The sequence below is a fragment of the Streptomyces sp. NPDC048057 genome (genome assembly GCF_040653095.1).
Taxonomy (GTDB): Bacteria; Actinomycetota; Actinomycetes; order Streptomycetales; family Streptomycetaceae; genus Streptomyces.
This window is the reverse complement of the sequence record NZ_JBEZNF010000012.1, coordinates 198,170-218,132: the sequence shown is the minus strand read 5'-3', so window position 1 is coordinate 218,132 and position 19,963 is coordinate 198,170. Positions and strand designations below refer to the sequence as shown.

General features: G+C 70.3%; 14 protein-coding genes and 1 pseudogene. 11 read left to right on the top strand and 4 right to left on the bottom strand.

Annotated features, from left to right (window positions below):
• The first annotated feature begins 4 nt into the window (after positions 1-4).
• The 6 genes from AB0E05_RS16625 (at position 5) to AB0E05_RS16600 (ending at position 7,980) form a co-directional block, all read left to right on the top strand.
• Entirely contained in the window at positions 5-1,270 is a 1,266-nt protein-coding gene (locus tag AB0E05_RS16625; RefSeq protein WP_361963846.1) for a cytochrome P450, read from the top strand.
• Between the two features lie 49 nt (positions 1,271-1,319).
• Positions 1,320-2,867, top strand: coding sequence for an SDR family oxidoreductase (locus tag AB0E05_RS16620; RefSeq protein WP_361963844.1), 1,548 nt, complete (start codon positions 1,320-1,322; stop codon positions 2,865-2,867).
• A 149-nt stretch (positions 2,868-3,016) separates the two neighbouring features.
• On the top strand, positions 3,017-4,246 hold the full coding sequence (locus AB0E05_RS16615; RefSeq protein WP_361963842.1) for a S8 family peptidase: 1,230 nt from the start codon (positions 3,017-3,019) through the stop codon (positions 4,244-4,246).
• A 306-nt stretch (positions 4,247-4,552) separates the two neighbouring features.
• Entirely contained in the window at positions 4,553-5,068 is a 516-nt protein-coding gene (locus AB0E05_RS16610; RefSeq protein ID WP_361963840.1) for a hypothetical protein, read from the top strand.
• Positions 5,069-7,351, top strand: coding sequence for a DUF6571 family protein (locus AB0E05_RS16605; protein ID WP_361963838.1), 2,283 nt, complete (start codon positions 5,069-5,071; stop codon positions 7,349-7,351).
• Between the two features lie 5 nt (positions 7,352-7,356).
• The gene (locus tag AB0E05_RS16600; RefSeq protein ID WP_361963836.1) at positions 7,357-7,980 is read left to right on the top strand and encodes a hypothetical protein; all 624 of its coding nucleotides are present in this window, start codon (positions 7,357-7,359) and stop codon (positions 7,978-7,980) included.
• Positions 7,981-8,034: 54 nt separating this feature from the next.
• On the opposite strand, the gene murJ is transcribed toward AB0E05_RS16600, so the two are convergent.
• Positions 8,035-9,894 (bottom strand): murein biosynthesis integral membrane protein MurJ, encoded by a 1,860-nt coding sequence (gene murJ / locus AB0E05_RS16595; protein ID WP_361963834.1) that lies wholly within the window; start codon positions 9,892-9,894, stop codon positions 8,035-8,037.
• Between the two features lie 278 nt (positions 9,895-10,172).
• On the opposite strand from murJ, the gene AB0E05_RS16590 reads away from it, so the two are divergent.
• Positions 10,173-11,381, top strand: a complete 1,209-nt coding sequence (locus AB0E05_RS16590; protein ID WP_361963890.1) for an Ig-like domain-containing protein — start codon at positions 10,173-10,175, stop codon at positions 11,379-11,381.
• 134 nt (positions 11,382-11,515) lie between these two features.
• On the opposite strand, the gene AB0E05_RS16585 is transcribed toward AB0E05_RS16590, so the two are convergent.
• On the bottom strand, positions 11,516-11,851 hold the full coding sequence (locus tag AB0E05_RS16585; protein WP_361963832.1) for a tetratricopeptide repeat protein: 336 nt from the start codon (positions 11,849-11,851) through the stop codon (positions 11,516-11,518).
• A gap of 134 nt (positions 11,852-11,985) precedes the next feature.
• On the opposite strand from AB0E05_RS16585, the gene AB0E05_RS16580 reads away from it, so the two are divergent.
• Positions 11,986-12,951, top strand: a complete 966-nt coding sequence (locus tag AB0E05_RS16580) for a pirin family protein (RefSeq protein WP_361963830.1) — start codon at positions 11,986-11,988, stop codon at positions 12,949-12,951.
• 451 nt (positions 12,952-13,402) lie between these two features.
• On the opposite strand, the gene AB0E05_RS16575 is transcribed toward AB0E05_RS16580, so the two are convergent.
• Both AB0E05_RS16575 and AB0E05_RS16570 read right to left on the bottom strand, forming a co-directional pair.
• A complete protein-coding gene (locus AB0E05_RS16575; RefSeq protein WP_361963828.1) occupies positions 13,403-13,990 on the bottom strand; it encodes a TetR family transcriptional regulator in 588 nt (195 codons plus the stop codon).
• Positions 13,991-14,083: 93 nt separating this feature from the next.
• Positions 14,084-15,586 (bottom strand): MFS transporter, encoded by a 1,503-nt coding sequence (locus AB0E05_RS16570; RefSeq protein WP_361963825.1) that lies wholly within the window; start codon positions 15,584-15,586, stop codon positions 14,084-14,086.
• Between the two features lie 654 nt (positions 15,587-16,240).
• On the opposite strand from AB0E05_RS16570, the gene AB0E05_RS16565 reads away from it, so the two are divergent.
• The 3 genes and pseudogenes from AB0E05_RS16565 to AB0E05_RS16555 all read left to right on the top strand — a co-directional run.
• Positions 16,241-16,786 carry a hypothetical protein gene (locus tag AB0E05_RS16565; protein WP_361963823.1) on the top strand — a complete coding sequence of 182 codons (546 nt, stop codon included), beginning with the start codon at positions 16,241-16,243 and terminating at the stop codon, positions 16,784-16,786.
• A gap of 861 nt (positions 16,787-17,647) precedes the next feature.
• On the top strand, positions 17,648-18,946 hold the full coding sequence (locus AB0E05_RS16560; protein WP_361963888.1) for an MFS transporter: 1,299 nt from the start codon (positions 17,648-17,650) through the stop codon (positions 18,944-18,946).
• Between the two features lie 246 nt (positions 18,947-19,192).
• A pseudogene (locus AB0E05_RS16555) lies at positions 19,193-19,582 on the top strand (IS481 family transposase); the annotation flags it as partial.
• Between the last annotated feature and the right edge of the window lie 381 nt (positions 19,583-19,963).

Genomic DNA, 19,963 nt, shown 5'->3' with positions numbered 1-19,963 from the left:
CCCGATGCCCGTCCCCTCCTCTCCGCCGCCCTCCGCTGCCTCCTCCTCCTCGCCGCCGTCCGCGGCCACGCTCTTCGAGCGGATCACCCACTACGCCAACCGCGCCGACCCCTACCCCCTCTACGCGGAACTGCGCGAACACAAGGTCGCCGAGCAGCAGGACGGCAGCTACCTCGTCGGCACCTACCACGAGATCAGCGCCCTGCTGCACGATCCCCGCATCAGCTCGGACCTGCGTAGACGCGCTGAACCCGATCCGCTCGTCGTCGGCCCCGACGCCCGTACGCCCGCCTTCATCAGCCTCGACGACCCCGAACACGAACGGCTCCGCAGCATCGCGATGCGCCCCTTCGGCCCACCGCACACCCCCGGGCGCATCGACGCCCTGCGCGCGTCCATCACCGACATCGCCCGGGAACTGATCGCCGACTTCGGCACCCGGGACCGCATCGACCTCGTCGACGACTTCGCCCACCCGCTCCCCGTGACCGTCATCTGCCGACTGCTCGGCGTACCGCACGAGGACGTGCCGCAGATCCGCGAGTGGACCGACACCATGATCGCCGCGACGGATCCCACCCCCGGCCAGGACGTGGCCGAGCAGCGCCGCGCCGCGATGGCCGCCAGGGACGCGATGGCCGAGTACCTCGGAGCCCTCGCGGACGGCCGCCGCGGCCACCCCGCCGACGACCTGCTGTCGGCACTCGTCAACGACCACGGCCCCGAGGGCGGCCTGACGCGGACGGAGCTGATGAGCACCGCCGTACTGCTGCTCATCGCCGGGCACGAGACCACCGTCAACCTCATCACCAACGGCATGCTGACCCTGCTGCGCCACCCCGAAGCCCTGTCCCGACTGCGCGCCGAGCCCGAACTCGTCCCCGCCGCCGTGGAGGAACTGCTGCGGTACGAGCCGCCCGTCCACCTGCTGCCGCAGCGCACCCCGCTGGTGGACGTCGAGGTCGCCGGCGTCACCGTGCCGCGCGGCGCACCCCTGGTCCTCGCCCTCGCCGCCGGCAACCGCGACCCGCTGCGCTTCACCGACCCCGACCGGTTCGACCCGACGCGCACCGGCAACCAGCACCTCGGCTTCGGCGGCGGGATCCACTCCTGCTACGGCGCGCCGCTCGCCCGCGTCGAAACGCAGATCGCCCTCACCGAACTCCTGCGGCACCTCGCCGAGCCGAGCCTCGTGGCGGATCCGCCGCCGTACCGCCGCAGCCCCCTGCTGCGCGGCCCCCGACACCTCGTCGTGGCCCGGCGTGCGTGACCCTGGAAACGGACCACCCGCACGCCACGGACCCCTGGAGCCAAGCGCCATGAGCACCGCCCCCGCAGACCGAGCAGGCCCCGTCCAGCCCGGGGCCACCCGCCCCCTGCGCTGTCTGGTCACCGGCGCCACCGGATACATCGGCGGACGCCTCGTCCCCGAACTGCTGGCCGCCGGGCACCAGGTGCGCTGCCTCGCCCGTACGCCCGCGAAACTGCGCGACCACGCCTGGGCGGACCGCGTGGAGGTGGTCCGCGGCGACGTCACCGACCCGGCGTCGGTCGCCGAGGCGATGCGGGACGTCGACGTCGCGTACTACCTGGTGCACGCCCTCGGCACCGGCAGGGACTTCGAAGCGACCGACCGGCGCGCCGCCCGCGTCTTCGGCGAACGGGCGCGGGCCGCGGGCGTGAGCCGCATCGTCTACCTCGGCGGACTGACCCCGCGCGGAGTGCCCGAGCGCAGCCTCTCGCCCCATCTGCGCTCCCGTGCCGAAGTCGGCCGCATCCTGCTGGACTCGGGCGTCCCCACCACCGTGCTGCGGGCCGCCGTCATCATCGGCTCCGGCTCCGCGTCCTTCGAGATGCTGCGCTACCTCACGGAACGCCTGCCCGTCATGGTCACCCCGCGCTGGGTGCGCAACCGCATCCAGCCCATCGCTGTACGGGACGTGCTGCGCCTCCTCGTCGGCAGCGCGCGCATGCCCGCCGACGTCAACCGCGCCTTCGACATCGGCGGCCCGGAGGTGCTGACCTACCGCGACATGATGCTGCGTTACGCGGCCGTCGCCGGCCTCCCGCGCCGGCTCGTGCTGCCCGTGCCGGTGCTCACCCCGAGGCTGTCCAGCCTCTGGGTCTCGCTGGTGACCCCGGTGCCCGGCGCCATCGCCCGCCCGCTCACCGAGTCACTGCGCCACGAAGTGGTCTGCCACGAGCACGACGTCACCCGTTACGTGCCCGATCCGCCGGGTCATCCGCTCGACTTCGACACCGCGGTGTCACTGGCCCTGCGCCGGGTGCGGGAAGCACAGGTGATCACCCGCTGGTCGTCCGCGGCCGTTCCCGGCGCCCCCAGCGATCCGCTGCCCACCGACCCGGACTGGGCCGGCGGCAGCCTCTACACCGACCAGCGCGAGATCGCCGTGGACGTGCCCCGCGAGGCGCTGTGGCGGGTCATCGAAGGGATCGGCGGTGAGAACGGCTGGTACTCCTTCCCCCTCGCCTGGGCGGTCCGCGGGTGGCTGGACCGGCTGATGGGCGGGGTGGGACTGCGCCGCGGCCGGCGCGACGCGGCCCGCCTCAGGACCGGCGACTCGCTCGACTTCTGGCGCGTGGAGGAGATCGAGCCCGGGCACTTGCTGCGGCTGCGCGCCGAGATGAGGCTGCCCGGGCTCGCCTGGCTGGAGATGCGCTGCGAGCCCGGCGCCGACGGCCGGACCCACTACCGGCAGCGCGCCCTCTTCTTCCCGCGCGGGCTCCTCGGGCACGCGTACTGGTGGAGCGTCGCGCCCTTCCACAGCGTGGTGTTCGGCGGGATGGCGCGCAACATCACCCGCACCGCCGCCGCACACGCGGACCGCGCCGAGGCCACCCGCTGAGACGGCCGGCGCCCTGGGCCCGTACGACGTACTCCGTCGACCGACCATGGCTCCGAACGGGTACGCGTATCACCATACAGTAACGCAATGTAGTGAAACCTTACGGACGGTCATGGACTCGTCGATCCCGGTTTGCTTGGGTCGCAGCCATGTCCACGCATACGAGGCTTCGTGCCTGTGCCGTGGCAGCGGTCGCCTTCGTCACCGCCGCCACACCCCTGATCGCCACCGGCTCGGCGTCCGCCGCCCCCGAGCCAGGGCCGTCGGTCAGCACGGGAGCCACCCGTGCCGAGCCCGCGCCGCTGCGCCGGGCCACCGCCCCGATCCCGGGGCAGTACATCGTCACCCTGAAGAAGGGGGCGAGCCCGGAGTCCGCCGTCAAGGAAGCGGCCCCCGCGGTGAAGCCGTTCTTCACCTACTCCTCGGCGCTGAACGGCTTCGCCGCCAAGCTCACGCCCGCCGAGCTGGCCGCCCTACGCGCGCTGCCGACCGTCGAAGCGGTCGAGGAGGACGGCACCGCCACGGGCGGCCCCGTCGCCGCGCCGGAGCCCGAGTACCACGCGTACAGCTGGGGACTGGACCGCATTGACCAGCCCTACCTGCCGCTGAACCAGGAGTTCACCGTCAACGGCAGCGGCGTCGGCGCCACCGCGTACATCATCGACTCCGGCATCGACTACGACCACCCCGAGTTCGGCGGGCGGGCCGTCTTCGGCTTCGACGCCATCGGCGACGGGCAGGCCGGCGCCGACTGCGCCGGGCACGGGACCCACGTCGCCGGCACGGTCGGCGGCGCCACCTACGGCGTCGCCCGCCAGGCGCGCCTGGTCAGCGTGCGCGTACTGGGCTGCGACAACCGCGGCGCGTGGTCCGGCATCATCGCCGGCTTCGACTGGGTGGCGCGCAACGCCCGCCAGCCCGCCGTGGTCAACGCCTCCCTCGGCGGCGGTCGCAACCAGGCCGTCAACGACGCCGCGACCAACGTCGCCGCCCAAGGCGTCCTGCCGGTCGTGGCCGCCGGCAACGACGGCAAGGACGCCTGCGACTACTCGCCCGCCAGCGCGGCCGGCGTGCTCACCGTCGGCGCGACCGACCACAACGACGTCGAGACCGACTTCAGCAACTTCGGGCTCTGTCTGGACGTGTACGCGCCCGGCCAGGCCATCTTCTCGGCGAAGCTCGGCGGCGGCAGCGTCGCGCTCGACGGCACCTCGATGGCCAGCCCGCACGTCGCCGGCGTCGCGCTGCTCTACAAGGCCGCCAACCCCGCGGCCAGCCCGGTGCGGGTCCTCCAGTGGCTGCTGGAGCAGTCCACCAAGGACGTCCTCACGGTGAGCAAGACCTCACCCAACCGACTCCTCTACACCAACGGGATCTGACGCCGTCCGCCCCTGGTGGGCTCCGCGCCCCGGCCACCGTCCCCATGGCGCCCGGGGCGCCCCCTTTTGGCTGGATTCAGCCGCCTGTGACCCGACGGCCATGCAACCTCCCCACTTCCTGCACGTGGTTGTATGAGCAGCTCTGCACCTCGTAGCAGAATGGGCGCGTCGACGGGCCCGGCGGGTCGAGGCCCTGACTCCGGCTGGATCGCGTCGCTGCACGGCGCGCCCCGGCGAGGGTCAGGGAGTGGCCGGAACGAGCGTGTCGGCCGCACATTGCTCGACCAACGGGGAGGAGATCCCGCCATGGCGTGGGACGAATGGGAACAGCTGAAGTCGGACGCCGCCGATCGGCAGTCGACCCAGATGCAGTTGAACCGGGTGCCCGACGACCCCGGCGACGGCAAGTCGCTGTCCACGAACGGCCAGGGCGACCTCAAGGTCGACCAGCAGCACCTGGCCAAGGTGGGGGACCACGCGTACAAGCTCTACAACCGCCTGTGGAACGAAGGGCGCGTCCATGAGAAGACCAGCGACAACGCCGGCTCCGACCTGACGACGCAGGGCTTCGAACTGGGCGGCGCCCTGTCCCACGTCAGCATCAAATGGGCCTCCTCCCTCGCGGACCTGATGGACGCCTGCGCGCACATCTCGAACCACATGGACTTCACGAAGAACGCGCACGCCGGGGACGAGACGTTCATCCAGCGCCGCATGAGCAGCATCACGGCGCTGGAAGCCGGCTTCGACGAGCGCGCGGGCGCCCCGGGCAAGCGCAACGAGGTCTACGGCGAGGACGAGAAGAAGAAGGACGACAAGTAAATGGACTTCGACACTCTCCTGCACGCCAACTTCGGGAAGCTCGACACGGCCGTCTCCGACTGGAACACCCTCGTCAGCAACCTCAAGAAGCTGGACACGGATGCGAACGACGGACTGAAGAAGACCGCCTTCGGCGGCGACTGGCGGGGCGTGAACTCCGACGTCACGCGCAAGTTCATCAGCAAGACCGTCGGAGAGTTCGCCGATGCCCACACCCAGGCCGACTCCATCCGCAACATCCTCCGCGACACCCTCGGCGAGCTGCGCACCTTCAAGGGCAACCTGACCGAGGCGATATCCAACGCGCAGACCCGGAACATCTCCGTCCGCCCGGACGGAACCGGCTTCGTCGTCAGGGCCGCCGACGGCGACGCCGGCAAGGACGTCAAGCAGGGCGACGTCGACTCGGTGCGCGACCAGATCAAGGGCATCCTCGACAAGGCCAGCGAGAGCGACAGCACCGCGGCGCGGGTGCTGCGCTCCCTGGTCGACCAGGCGGACAAGGGCTTCGGTGACGCCTCGTACAAGGACCGCGACCAGGCGGCGGACGCCGTCAAGACGGCCGAGGACCTCGCGGCGCTGGCGAAGAAGGACCCGAGCAAGCTCACCGTCGAGGAGTTCGACCGCCTCAACGCCGGGCTCGCCAAGTACAACAAGGACGACCTCTTCGCCGAGGCGTTCGCGCAGAAGCTCGGCGCCCAGGGCACCCTCGACTTCTGGGCGAAGCTCAACGACCCGAACGCGCGGGACTTCCCGATGGACGGGAAGCGGTTCGACCAGTACGTCGAGCTGCAGAAGAACCTCAGCCTGACCCTCGCCAACGCCACCCAGAGCGCATCGCCCGAGATGTCGTCGTGGAAGACGGACATGCTCATCGCCGTCGAGAAGCCCGTGAACGGCCCGAACGGGGTCTCGGGCTACGTGGTGATGAGCAACCTGATGCGCTGGGGCGACTATGACGACGACTTCCTGAACAGCTACGGCTCCGGCATGATGGCCAAGGAGCAGGAGGGCGTCCGCAACGGCCGCAGCCCCGACCAGATCTGGGGCTACCACGGCGGCGGCCTGTGGCCGCACATGAACACCACCGGCACGGACTTCGGCTTCGACCCGATGACCGGCTACATGAAGGCGCTGTCCAACAGCCCGGACGCGGCGACGCAGTTCTTCAACTCGGAGTTCATCGACAAGGACGCCGACGGCAACCCGTACAAGCGCGACACCGACGGCGACGGCAACAAGGGCCACGTCGACCTCACGAACTTCCAGTACCTCTTCGAGGAGCGGGACTGGATGCGCGAGCAGGACGACGAGGGCGAGGAGAGCATCTCCGGCAAGAACTACATGGCCGCCGCGCTGGAGGCGGCGACGACGGGCCACCCGGCGGGCGAACTGCCGACGTCGGAGACGGTGGCCCACTCCCCGGAGCAGGCGGAGCTGTACAAGAGCGTCGTCGAGTCGGTGTCGAAGAAGCCCGAACTCCTCACCGACAACGGGTACATGTCGGACAGCTTCGGCCAGATGACGGCGGAGTACATGCCGGACATCAACCGCTCCCTGAGGTCCGGCACGGAGGGGGAGGGCGACCTGTTCATCGCCCCCGGTGCCACCGCGGACATCAAGGAGAGCGACACCACGCGCTTCCTCTACGCGCTGGGCCGCAACCCCGAGGGCTACGCCGCCGTCACCCTCGGCCAGCACAACTACACCTCGAACCTCCTCGAATACCACTCGGCCAACCCGGATGCCTTCATCGACGGCAACAAGGGCCTCCGGGCCTCCCACCAGGTCGGCGAGGTTATGGGCGAGGTCCAGGGAATCCTGGGCGCCGGTCGGGCCTACGAGTCCGAGATCCAGGGCGGTGAAGCGGACGCCAAGTACAACGCCGCGCTGGACCAGGCCAGCACCTGGGGCGGTGCCATCGCCGGCACCGGCATCGGCCTGCTCGTGTCGCCGACCGCCGGACCCGGCGCCATCGTCGCGGGCGACCTGGCCGGGACGTTCGCCGAAGAGGCGATCAGCGCCATCACCGGCGGCATGAAGAAGGACAGCACCGACGAAGTCCTCTTCCGCAACGGAAAGGAATGGGATTCCACCCGGGAGGACACCGCGCAGCTGCTGGAGCGGGGAGCCGAAGCCGCCGGCAAGGCGTCGGGGTCCCCCAACCAGGAGTTGGAGCGCAGTATTGCCTCCTCGGCGGAGGACGGCTTCAACAACGCGGCGACGAACGTGAAGACCTACATCGACGGTGAAGGTCGGCCCCGGGACCTTCAGGAGGAGTGACGAGAGTGCGTAAGAAGTACGTGATCACCGGCGTGGCCATTGCGGCGGTCGTGGCGGGCGGTGGTGTGTACTACGCGGCCGGGGGGCCTCCGTTCGGCAAGGACGGCACCGTCAGCGCGGACCAGGTGTGCAGCGATCTCGGACCCGCGGACGCGGCGGCCAGGACGCTGAACAAGCTGCTCCCGGCCAGTGAGTCGTACTCGGTGGACTCGAAGAAGAACGTCCGGGTGCAGGACGGCGACGGGTTCTCCAGCAGTTGCTTCGTCTCCGGCGACGGGAAGCAACTGCTGTCCCTGGTGGCCGAGTTGCGCAACGGCGAGTCGCTGGACGAGTGGGTCGACCACGTGAGCGTCGGCACGGACTACCTCCCGAAGGAGGAGACGAAGAAGTTCGGCCCCGGGGGCCGCGGAATGGTCTCCCGCAAGGCTGCTTCGATCCTGGTGCCGTGCGCCTCCGAGAAGCAGGACCCGGGGATGCCACGGGACCTCGGCGTGTCCCTGCGGCTGCGGGAGGGCACCCGGATGGAAGGCGGCGACGCGATACGCGGTGCCGCGAGGGAACTGGTGACCGCGGCGGCGAAGCAGGCGCACGAGAAGGCCAAGTGCGACGTGCCCTTGGAGCTGTCCTGACGCACGACTCGGCGGGCTGACGCCCCGGGGTGAACCCCCGGGGCGTCAGCCCGTTCAGCTCCGGTGCGGTCGCCGGCGCAGTCTTCGCGTCGCCCCCGACAGCGCCGCCTGAAGCTCCGTCAGCTTCAACGGCCGGGCGAGCAGGGCGAAGAGCAGTCCTATGACGGTCGCGCCGGCGACGGCCGCGGCCACCGGGCCCGCAGGGGACGCCGCCCGGGTCGTCAGATAGCCCAGCGCGGTCGCCGGCACCGCTGCCAGCAGAAGGCGGAACAGCGCCGCGGCCGAGGCGGAGTGCACCATCGGCTTGTGGCGCCAGGGCCGCGGGCGGCCCGAGTGCTTGCCGCGCACGTCGCCGTGGCGCGGTACGAGCCGGCGCCGCAGCACCAACGCCGTCGCCATCCATCCCACCGCGAGCGCCACCGAGTACGCCCCGGCCATGCCCGTCACCGCCCAGCGCGCCGGCAGCACGGCGTACGCCACCGCCGCCAGGCCCGCGTTGAGCCCGACGATCACCAGGTTGAGCAGGAAGGGCGTGCGGGTGTCCGACAGTGCGTAGAACGCGCGGGACAGCACGTACTGGCCGGAGAAGGCGACCAGCCCGGGCGCGAACGCCATGAGGATGCCCGCCATCAGTACCACGTCGTCGGGGTCGGTCTGCCCGTACCCGTACACCACCGTCATCACCGGCTGCGCCAGCGCGAGCAGTGCGCACGACGCGGGGACGATGAGGGCGCCGCTGGTCCGCAGGGCGTACGACACGTCGCGGCGCACCGCGAGCGGGTCGTCGTCGGCCGCGGCGCGGCTCATCCGAGGGACCAGCGCCGTGACCAGGGAGACGGTGATGATGCCGTGCGGCACGGCCCACAGGGTGTACGCGTTGTTGTACGCGCTGAAGCCCGCGCCGCCGTCGATGCCCAGCGCCGTCGCCCGCTCGCCGGCCTTCGTCGCCAGCCGGGTGACGACCCAGTACGCGGCCTGGTTGGAGAGCACCAGCAGCACCAGCCACCCCGCCGAACGCAGCGGTCGGGTCAGCCCGCTGCCGCGCCAGTCGAAGCGGGGGCGCCAGCGGAAGCCGGCGCGGCGCAGGGCGGGGGCGAGCGCCAGGGCCTGTACGGCGATGCCCGCGCCCAGGAGCGTCGTCTCCGCGTCGCTCAGGGTGCTTCCGCCGCCCGTCGCCGTCGCCAGGTAGAGGCCGAAGACCGCGATGACCACCACGTTGTTCAGGACCGGCGTCCACATCATGGCGCCGAACCGGCCGCGGGCGTTGAGTACCTGGCCGAGGATGGTGAAGAGCCCCAGGAAGAAGATCTGCGGCAGGCAGTAGCGGGCGAACGCGACCGTCATCTCGGCCTGTTGGCCGCTGTAGCCCGTGTACGCCTCGACGATGGCGGGGGCCGCCCACACCGCTGCCCCGGTGAGCGCCAGCAGCGCCACCGTGCAGACGGTCAACAACCGGTCGGTGTACGCGGCTCCGCCGTCCTGGTGTTCCTTGGCGGCGCGTACCAGCTCGGGCACGAAGACCGCGTTGAGCGCGCCGCCGACCAGCAGCATGTAGACGATCGTGGGGACGGCGTTCGCCACGGCGTACCCGTCCGCCGTCATGCCGATGCCGAGCGCCGCGGCGACGACCGAGGCGCGGACGAACCCGGTCGCCCGGGAGACGAGGGAGCCGGCCGCCATGATGGCGCCGCTGCGGGCGACCGAGGAGCCGGACCGGGCGTCGGGCGGGGAGCCCCCGTCTTCCGTTCCTGCGCCTCCCGTTACGCCGTCGTCCGCTCCTGTGCCCGCTTCTGCTTCCGCTCCGGCGGAGTCCCGACCAGGACCGCCCTGCGTCGGCACCGCCGGCGGGCCGGACGGGTCGGGCGCCTCCGGTGCGGTGTGTGGTCGGCGATCCCGCCCAAAGGTCTTTCCCATGTCCCCAGCGTTTCCACGAGACGCCCCCGGCGCCGGACTTGCAACAGAGCAGCCCGTACGAACGATCCACGGGGCGGATGTGGAGAGTACCGCGCGCCGTTCGAGCCCCGACGGGCCACCCGGCGCGGGGCGAATGTGACGGAATGATGACCGTTTCCCATCAGTGCCTGTTACACAGCCATCACGGCCTTCACCTGCGCTTTTTCGGCATTAGAGTTACAGATGTCCGCTGCTTCCGCACACTTGCCGACTTCTGACGGAGGTCTCCGTTGCGCCCGATATCCGCGCGCCCCGTACGTCACCGCTCCGCGCGCCTCGCGGTCGCGGCTGCCGTACTCGCCCCGCTCGCGCTCGCCGCCTGTTCCTCGAACGACTCAGGGACGGCGTCGGACGGCAAGGCGAAGGGGGTCAAGGACGGCGGCAAGCCCGCCACCGTGACGGTCACGCCCAGCGGACAGCAGGTCAAGCCGGGTGAACCGGTGCGCGTCACGGCCCAGGGCGGCAGCCTCACCTCGGTGAGCGTCACCGACGCCAAGGGCGCGGCGCTGACGGGCAAGTTGTCGGAGCGGAACACGGTGTGGACCTCGGACCGCAAGGCGGCGCCCGGCAGCACGTACCAGGTGACCGCGGAGACGAAGACCGAGGGCGGCACGGCGGACACCCAGAAGGCGTCGTTCAGCACGGCGAAGGCCGAGAAGGTCAACAAGGTCAACTGGTGGCCGGGGGACAAGACCACCGTCGGCATCGGCCAGCCGATCTCCCTCGTCTTCGACGAACCCGTCAAGAACAAGGCCGAGGTGGAGAAGCAGCTCAAGGTCACCACGTCCAACAACACCGAGGGCTCCTGGGGTTGGATAAAGGACTGGACCGGCAAGGACCGGGTGGACTGGCGGCCCAAGGAGTACTGGAAGCCCGGCACCAAGGTCACCGTCAACGCGCAGCTGAACGGCACTGACTCCGGCCCCAAGGGCGGCTGGTTCGTCCGTGACTACCCCGTCTCCTTCACCATCGGCTCGCAGCAGGTGGTCAAGATCGACCTCGACAACAAGAAGCTGACCCTGGAGCGCGACGGCAAGCAGGTCCGCACCATCCCGGTCTCCGGCGGCACGCCCGGCGGGGAGAAGCGCTCCTGGCGGGGCACCACGGTGCTCATGTCGAAGGAGGGCACCATCAACATGAACTCCGAGACCGTCGGACTCGGCGACGCGTACAACAAGATGGTCGACTACTCGATGCGGCTGACCTGGTCGGGGATGTACGCGCACGCGGCGCCCTGGAACGCGTCCTACTTCGGCCGTGCGAACAAGAGCTCCGGCTGCATAGGCATGAGCACCGGCGAGGCGTCCTCCTTCTACAAGCAGGTCCAGGTCGGCGATCCCTTCGTGATCACGGGCAAGGACACCAAGGGCGTGCCCGACCTCGGCAACGGGTTCAGCAACTGGAACCTGTCGTGGGAGGAGTGGCAGAAGCTCAGCGCCGTGCGCTGAACCGAACCGCTTGCGGGCGCAGGGAACCGTGCGTACGCATGCATGCGGACGCCGCACCGAAGGCTCTGGCCTTTGGTGCGGCGTCCGTTTCGTCAGGTCGCCCTGTCAGGGCGTCACGGCACCGTGCAGCCGGGTCACTCCCCGGACATCGCCGCGGCGATGCGCAGGTGCGGCGCGGCTTCCTCCGGGCGCCCCTGGCGCTCCAGGGTGCGGCCGAGCATCAGGTGCGCGTAGGACTCGACGGGGTCGAGCTCCAGCACGCCCCGCAGCTCCCCCTCGGCCCGGCCGAGCTGGGCGGAGTGGTAGTAGGCACGGGCGAGCAGCAGCCGCTGCGCCACCTGCCCCGGCGCCTCCTCGACGAGTCCGCGCAGGATGCGGGCGGCCGTCTGGTACTCCTTGGCGTCGAAGAACAGCTGCGCCCGGTCCCACCGCTCGGCGGCGGTGCCGAACTCGTAGTACGTCTCGCTCACTGCTCCTCCTTCGCTCGGGCCGTCCTGCTCGGGCCTTCGTGGGCTGTCAACGGAGGATGTTAGTTGAATATTCCACTACGCTCTGGAGCGTGGGGACTGCCCGTCGAGAGCCCCACGGGAATAGGTTGAGCGCCATGAGCAATCTCGATCGTCAGGCCGCCCTCTCCGTCTGCGGTGGCCGAGGCTTCGTCGTCGCCGAGCCCGTACGCGAACTCCTCAGTCCGCGTACGGTCCCGCTGGGCGAGTCCACCGTGGTCCGGCGGCTGCTGCCGAACCTCGGCCGCCGCATGGTGGGCGCCTGGGCCTTCGTCGACCACTACGGTCCCGACGACATCGCCGACGAACCCGGCATGCAGGTGCCGCCCCACCCCCACATGGGCCTCCAGACCGTGAGCTGGCTGCACGAGGGCGAGGTGCTGCACCGCGACAGCACCGGCAGCCTCGCCACCATCCGCCCCCGCGAGCTGGGCCTGATGACCTCGGGCCGGGCGATCAGCCACTCCGAGGAGAGCCCCCGCTCCCACGCCCGCTTCCTGCACGGCGCCCAGCTGTGGGTCGCGCTCCCCGACACCCACCGCCACGTGGAGCCGCACTTCCAGCACCACTCCGACCTGCCCAAGGTCACCGCGCCGGGCCTGACCGCCACGGTCGTCCTCGGCTCGCTCGACGGGGCGACCTCGCCCGGCACGACGTACACGCCCATCGTCGGAGCGGACCTCGCCCTCGCACGGGGAGCGGACGTGTCGATCCCGCTCGACCCCGATTTCGAGTACGCCGTGCTGTCGATGTCCGGCGAGACCCACGTCGACGGCGTGCCGGTCCTCCCCGGCTCCATGCTGTACCTCGGCTGTGGCCGCACGACCCTGCCGATCCGCGCAGAGTCCGACGCGGGCCTGATGCTCCTGGGCGGCGAGCCCTTCGAGGAGGAGCTGATCATGTTCTGGAACTGGATCGGACGCTCGCAGGAGGAGATCGTCCAGGCGCGCCAGGACTGGATGGAAGGCACTCGCTTCGGTGAGGTGAAGGGTTACGACGGCGATCCACTGCCCGCTCCCGAACTCCCCCCGGGGACGCTGAAGAAGCGCGGACGCGTGCGCTGAGCTGGGGTTCTGTGCGGGGGCAGTGTGCTCGCGATCTGGCCTGCCGGCGCGGCGGCGGGGGAGTGGGCGCGAAGGCGTCGACCGCGTCTGCGTCACCGGGTCCGCCCGGGCGGGTCCTTCCCGACTTTGGTCTTCTGCGGTCGAGTTGGGTGCACCCAATGCTGACCCAATGCCGACTTTGGTGACAGATTGTCAGGTTGCGGGATTCCGCCCTCGCTCGTTGACCCGGAGCTGGGCTTGAGGCGCCAGGTTCGGGCGAAGGTAGCCGTCGGGGCCGGCGGGTGGTCGGTGGCCTGTGGGAGCGCGCGGGCGCGGTAAGCGTGATGGTCCCCGTTTCGGGCCCCGAAGGGGTGGAGGTCGGTTCAGTCACCTCCCGTGCCATCGGCGAGGTTCGCCCGGAGTTCGGTCAGGTACGTTCCCACGGTCCTGCCGGCCCTCGCGGGCACCGCTCTCAGGAGGCGGGCGGGTGGTCCCAGTCTGTCGGCGGCTCCAGCAAGTGGCGCAGCATCGGGCCGGAGAGCTTCAGGACGTCGTCGAGGTCGGCTTCGGCGAGGTAGGGCATCCTGAGCATCTCCCGCTGGACCGCGATGCCGAAAAGGGTCGCGGACATGAGGGCGGCCCGCAGTTGGGCGTTCGGGCCGTCCATAGCCTCGGCCAGGGGGTCCACGGCTCCCGTGGTCGCTTTCTCGCGGAGGAGTTGTGCGGCTTCCTCGTTGGTCATCGCGGCGCGCAGCAGGGCGAGCATCGGGTCGTGCTGTGGGCCGGCGAAGTCCGCGAGCATGGTGCGGAGGTACTCCGCGCCCTGTTGGTCGGAGACTTCCAGCGCGGACGGGTCGAAGGACGCCTGCCACTCCACGGCTTCGCGGAAGAGGTGCTGCTTGGTGCCGAAGTACTTGATGACCGAGGACTTGTCGACCACGGCGGTTGCCGCGATGCCGCGGATGGTGGCGCGTTCGTAGCCGTGCTGGGCGAACTCCTGGCGGGCCGCTTCCAGGATGCGTTGGCGGGTGCGCTCGCCCTTGCGCGTCTTCTCCGGCATGTGGTGTTCCTCATTCCTCGGGTGACCGGGGTGGTGATCGTATGCGGACGGCCGGGCCCGGGGTTCTCTCCCGGGCCCGGCCGTCCTCCTGGGTCAGCCCATGTGTACGGAGGCCGGCTGGTCGGCCGTTGCGGGCTTGGGGCGCTTGGCGTTGACGGCGAGCCCGACCACGGCGATGCCCGCGATCATCAGGGCCGCCGAGCCCACCAGCGCTGCGGTGTAGCCGTCGGTCAGCGCGCTCGCGGCGCGTTCGAGCAGGCTGGTGTCCTTGGTGGCCAGTGCCTGGTAGTAGGCGCCGTCCGCGTTGGGCAGCTTGTCGTCGGCCATGGTCGTGGAGACCGTCGCCAGGACGGCCAGGCCGATTGCTCCGCCGACCTGCTGGGCGGTGTTGAGCAGCGCCGACGCGATGCCGGCGTCCTGGTGGCCGACGCCGGAGACCGCGCCGAGGGTCATCGGGAGGAAGGCGGTTCCCAGGCCGATGGAGGTGATGACCATGGCGGGCACCAGGTGTGCCCAGTAGGAGGAGTCCGGGGTCATCGTGCCGAACCACAGCATGCCCGCGGCGGCCAGGGCCAGACCGGGAATCGTCAGGGTGCGCGGCGCGAACCTCGCCACCAGCTTCGAACCGGCGCTCGTGGCCATGCCCATGCCGAGGCTGAACGGAATGTAGGCCAGGCCGGTCTCCAGGGCGTTGAAGCCGAGGACCTGCTGCATGTAGAGGGAGAGGAAGTAGAACATCGCGAACATGCCGGCGCCGATGAAGAGCATCGTCACGTACGAGCCGGCCCGGTTCCGGTCAGCCAGCAGGCGGAGCGGCATCATCGGCGCCGTGACCTTGTTCTGGAGGAACACGAAGGCGGCCAGGAGGACGGTGGCCGCGCCGAAGAGCGCCAGTGTGCTGCCGTTCGTCCAACCGTGCTCGCCGCCCCGGGTGATGGCGTAGACGAGGGAGACGAGACCGGCGGTCCCGGTCACCGCGCCGGGCACGTCGAGGCGTCCGCGGACCCGTTCGCTCTCGGCGAGGACCTTGGTGCCGAGCAGGACCGCCAGGCCGATCGGGACGTTCACGAAGAACACCCAGCGCCAGTCGAGGTACTCGGTGAGCACGCCGCCGAGCAGCAGGCCGACGGTCGCGCCGATGCCGGACATGCCGGCGTACACCCCCATCGCCTTGTTCCGTGGCGCGCCTTCGGGGAATGTCGTGGCGATCAGTGACAGTGCGGTCGGGGCCGCCACGGCCGCGCCCACGCCCTGGAGCACACGGGCCGCGATCAGCAGCTCCTGGCTGTTGGCGAAGCCGCCGAGCAGTGATGCGAGGGTGAACAGCGCGATGCCGAGCCGGAAGATCCTGCGCCGTCCGAACAGGTCGCCGATGCGGCCTCCGAGCAGCAGGAGGCCGCCGAAGGCCAGGACGTAGGAGTTGACGACCCAGGCCAGCCCCGAGGCCGAGATGTCCAGGTCTTCCTTGAGGCTCGGCAGCGCGATGTTGGTGATCGTGCCGTCGAGCACGACCATCAGTTGGGCCGAGGCGATGACGGTGAGGGCCAGACCCAGGTGCCTGCCGGCTCCTGGGAGTGCCGCGGTGGGTGACGACATGACTACCATCCAGAAAAGTGTACGAGCGTTGCTTTTTCTGGTCTCGGTAACCGCGCGCCCCTTTGGTTGATTCCCCCGGGGGGTATGTGATCTACGTCATGGCGCCTTCGTTCGGCGAATTCCGGAGGTGGTGGATCCTTTGGCGTGCGGCCGTCCCGGCCCGGCCCACCGGCCTCTCGGGGCTGCGTTCCGCGTCCAGCGCGGGCTGCCTGTGATGACACGCCGGGTGGGGCGGCATCCCTGGGTGAAATACCCCCTGGGGGTACAGGTCTTCTTGTGGGTGGTCCGGGAACGCGGACCACGTCGCACAGCGCATCACACAGATGGAGACGCGATGAACAGCACTTCCCGTCACGGCGCGACCCCCGAAACGACCGGCCGCGGAGGCCACGCCGGTCATGGCGCCCACGGCGGAGCCCGTCCCGGCGGGTTGTCCGTCTCCGAGGACGGGTACACCCTCGAACTCGGCGCGACGGTCCTTCCCGCCGGGGCGCAGACGGTCACTTCTGGATCACCGGCCCCGACGGCCTGCCGGTCACCGAGTACGAGACCGAGCACGAGAAGGAACTGCACCTCATCGCCGTCCGCCGCGACACCAACGGCTTCCAGCACGTCCACCCCGTACGGGACGGGAACGGCGTATGGAGCGTCGGCGTGACCCTGACACCGGGCGACTGGCGGATCTTCGCCGACATCCACCCGGCCGGACCCGACGGGACCCTGACGCTCGGCATCGACGCTGCCGTCGCCGGCTCCTACGACCCGCAGCCGCTCCCCGAGGACACCCGCACCGCGCGTCTCGGTGAGTGCACCGTCACCCTCGACGGAGGTCTCGTGCCCGGCGCGGCGGTCGGCGTCTCGCGCGACCTCCTCGCCGAACTCGCCTCCCGTCACGGCGGCGGCCGGCTCGGCGACATGGTCTCCACGATGGCGCACTCACCCGCTGTCCTGGTCGGTTACCCCCAGCTCAGCCGGGCCATGGGACGAGCCAAGCTCGACCGCAGGATCAGCGAACGGATCTCGATCACCGTCCAGCCCCGGCAGGGCTGCGGGCTCTGCCTCGACGCCCACGTCGGCGCCGCCCGCGCCCTGGGCGTGGACGGGGGGGGAATCGACCGGGCCCGCGAGGGAGCCTCGGCCGACCCCGCCATCGCGGGGATCGTCGCCCTCGCCCTCCAGGTCTACGGCGAGCCGACGTAGACCACCGACGAGCAGGTCGACGCAGTGCGCGAGCACGGCTTCGGCGACCGAGCGATAGCCGACGTCGCCGCGCTCAACATCCTCACCGGCTCCTTCAACCTTCTCGCCGGCCTCACCCCGGGAGGCGACCGCGATGCGTAGAGATGGACCCGCCTGCATCCGCGGGGCGCGACCGCCACCCCGGGGGCCCTGTCCGCCTCCCAGGTCGGTCGCCTACACCATGGAGAGCCTGCTCAGTCCCGTACTCGCGGCCCTCGCGCTGACGTTCATGAGCTTCAACCGGCTGTTCCTGGGCACCTCCGCCGGATTCCTCCGCTCTGCCCTGCTGGTGATCTCACCCGGATCCCCGACGCCCACCCCAGTGGTCACACCAGGGCATGGGGCAAGGCGGCGTCCGGCACCGGAACCCTCCTGGCCGCCCTCGCCCTGCCCCGCATCCTCGCCCGGTTCGCCGCCCAGTTCTCCCTCTCCCACCTGGCCTGGCTGATCACCTACCCCGTCGCGGGCTGGCTCGGCACGAACACCGGCCTCACCCTCACCTGGACCGTCCTCGCCGCGGTAGGCGCCACCGGAGCACTCCTCCTCTGGCCCTGCCGTGACCAACGACGGCCCGCGACCGAGGCACCTGCCCGGTCCGAGCACCGCACGGACGGGGCCACCCTGTCCAAGGCCGCGTGAAGCGCAGACGACCCGGTCGATCCCGCGTCGGCCCTTGTCCGACTCCGGACAGTCCGGCGCAGTCGACCCGAGGTCCTGCCATCGGGAGCAGCCGCGATGCAGGCTGCGAGGGTTCCCCAGCGGATGCGATATACATACCTCTTAATACCCTATCGGGGTATGTGGGCCGGGAGGAAGACAACTGTGGGGTTGTTCGCGCTGCAAGATTTCCGCCGTCTGTTCAGTGCGCAGATCATCGCCCTGTTCGGCACGGGGCTCGCGACCGTCGCGCTGGGGCTGCTCGCCTATGACCTCGCCGGTCCGAGAGCCGGCGCGGTCCTCGCCACCGCTTTGACGATCAAGATGGTCATGTACGTCGTCATCGCGCCGCTGGCCGCGGCGTATGTCGACCGGCTGCCGAGGCGGAAGCTGCTCACCGCCCTCGACGTGGTCCGGGCCGTGGTCGTGGTCGCGCTGCCGTTCGTCACGGAGATCTGGCAGATCTATGTGCTGATCGGTGTGCTCCAGGCGGCATCCGCCGCGTTCACGCCCACCTTCCAGGCGGTGATCCCCGACATCGTCACCGACGAGGCCGACTTCACCCGGGCGCTGTCGGCCTCTCAGGTCGCGTACACCATGGAGAGCCTACTGAGCCCGGTCCTCGCGGCCGTGGCGCTGTCCTTCATGACCTTCAACTGGCTCTTCGTCGGTACATCCATCGGATTCGCCGTCTCCGCCGTGCTCGTGCTGTCGACCAGGATCCCCAATGCCCGGCCCAGCGAGCACACACGAGCGTGGGACCGAGTCGCTTCGGGGATCCGGACCTTCGCCGCCACGCCGAGGCTGCGTGGCATCATCGCGCTGAATCTGGTGGTCGCCGCCGCGGGTTCGATCGTCGTGGTCAACACCGTGAACTACGTCCGCGACAAACTCGGCGGAACCCAGACCGACGTCGCCTGGATGCTCGCCGCCTCCGGCGGTGGCACCCTGCTGGTCGCGCTTCTGCTGCCCCGCGTACTCGACCGCATCCGTGAACGCACGGTGATGATGACCGGTGCCGCGGTCCTGTTGACGGGCGTCGCCGCCGCCGTCGTGATGAGCGCGTCCGACTTCACCACCTGGGCGGGCACGGCGGCCGTCTGGGCCTTGATCGGGAGCGGGATGGCGCTGGTCGTCACTCCGACGGGGCGGGTGCTGCGTCGTTCGGCCGAGCCGAACAGACTGCCGGGGGTCTTCGCCGCCCAGTTCTCGCTCTCCCACCTGGCGTGGCTGCTCGCCTATCCCGTCGCCGGTTGGATCGCCACGGAGTCGGGGTTCACGCTCACCTGGACGATCCTTGCCGTTCTCGCTGTGCTCGGCACCGTTGCCGCACTGGTGCTGTGGCCGCGCGAGGAGATGGCCGAGGCCGCCGAAAGCATCGCCGACGTCACGCTCCGGGAGGAGACCGAGGCGGCAGAGGGCACGCTCGCTGTCTGCCAGTGCACCTGCGTGCAGACGGTGTGAAGCCGGAGCCGACCTTGCCTCGTGCTTCCGCGTGCCGGAGGCGCCGGAACGGACTCGTGGATGGGCGCCGCTGGGGCCACGACGGTCACCTGTGCGTCCGACCATTTCGCCGCACCCCAGGTGTATTGACCACGAGCGTTGTTGACGGTGTTGGGTCTTGATCATGGCGAAGACCTCCGGTGTGGTGGAGGTGTCCAAGCTGCACCGCACACGGAGGTCCTCGTGTCCCACCGTGATGCCCGGCTGACCGTTCACGGCAGGCGGATCCTGGTCCGCCACGGCCTGAACCGTCTCGCCTTCCTCGACCGGCCCACCTGTCGCGTGATCCACCGCTACGTACACGCCCGGCCGGTCGAACTGGTCCACGTCGACATCAGGAAACTGGGCAACGTCCCCGACGGCGGCGGCTGGCGTGTCGTCGGCAGGGCCGCCGCCGAAGCGAATCGCCAGGCCACCACCGCCACCCGCAAGAGCTCCAAGCCCGTGATCGGCTACAGCTACGTCCATTCGGCCGTCGACGGCCACTCCCGTCTGGCCTACGGCGAGGTCCTGCCCGACGAGCGCCAGCACACGGCCGCGGGCTTCTGGCAGCGGGCGAACGCATTCTTCGCCGCCCACGGCATCACCGTCCAGCGGGGTGGGGGCAGCGAGACCATCCGGTCTTGGGGTGTTCGCAGTCCCTGAAGAAGCTGCCCATGCCGTGAGCGAGCGCCGTGGTGGCCCTGGTCTGGTACCTCCTGCGTGTGATGCTGACCTCTTGCTGAGGTCGCATCGTGCGCAACGAGTCGCCCCCGAACTCCCCCCGGGGGCGCTGAAGAAGCGTGGACGTGTGCGCTGAGCTGGGGCTTTACGAGGACTGGCCTGTCTGCGATCCGGCAGGCCGGGGAGGTCGACGACGATCGGTTCGTAGCCGCTGATCCCGGCGATGTGAACGGAGACGACCGTGACTTCGGTGACCCCTCGGAGGAGCAAGAGGAACGTCTCGGGTCGACACGGATGACCCTGGACGGCAGGAGG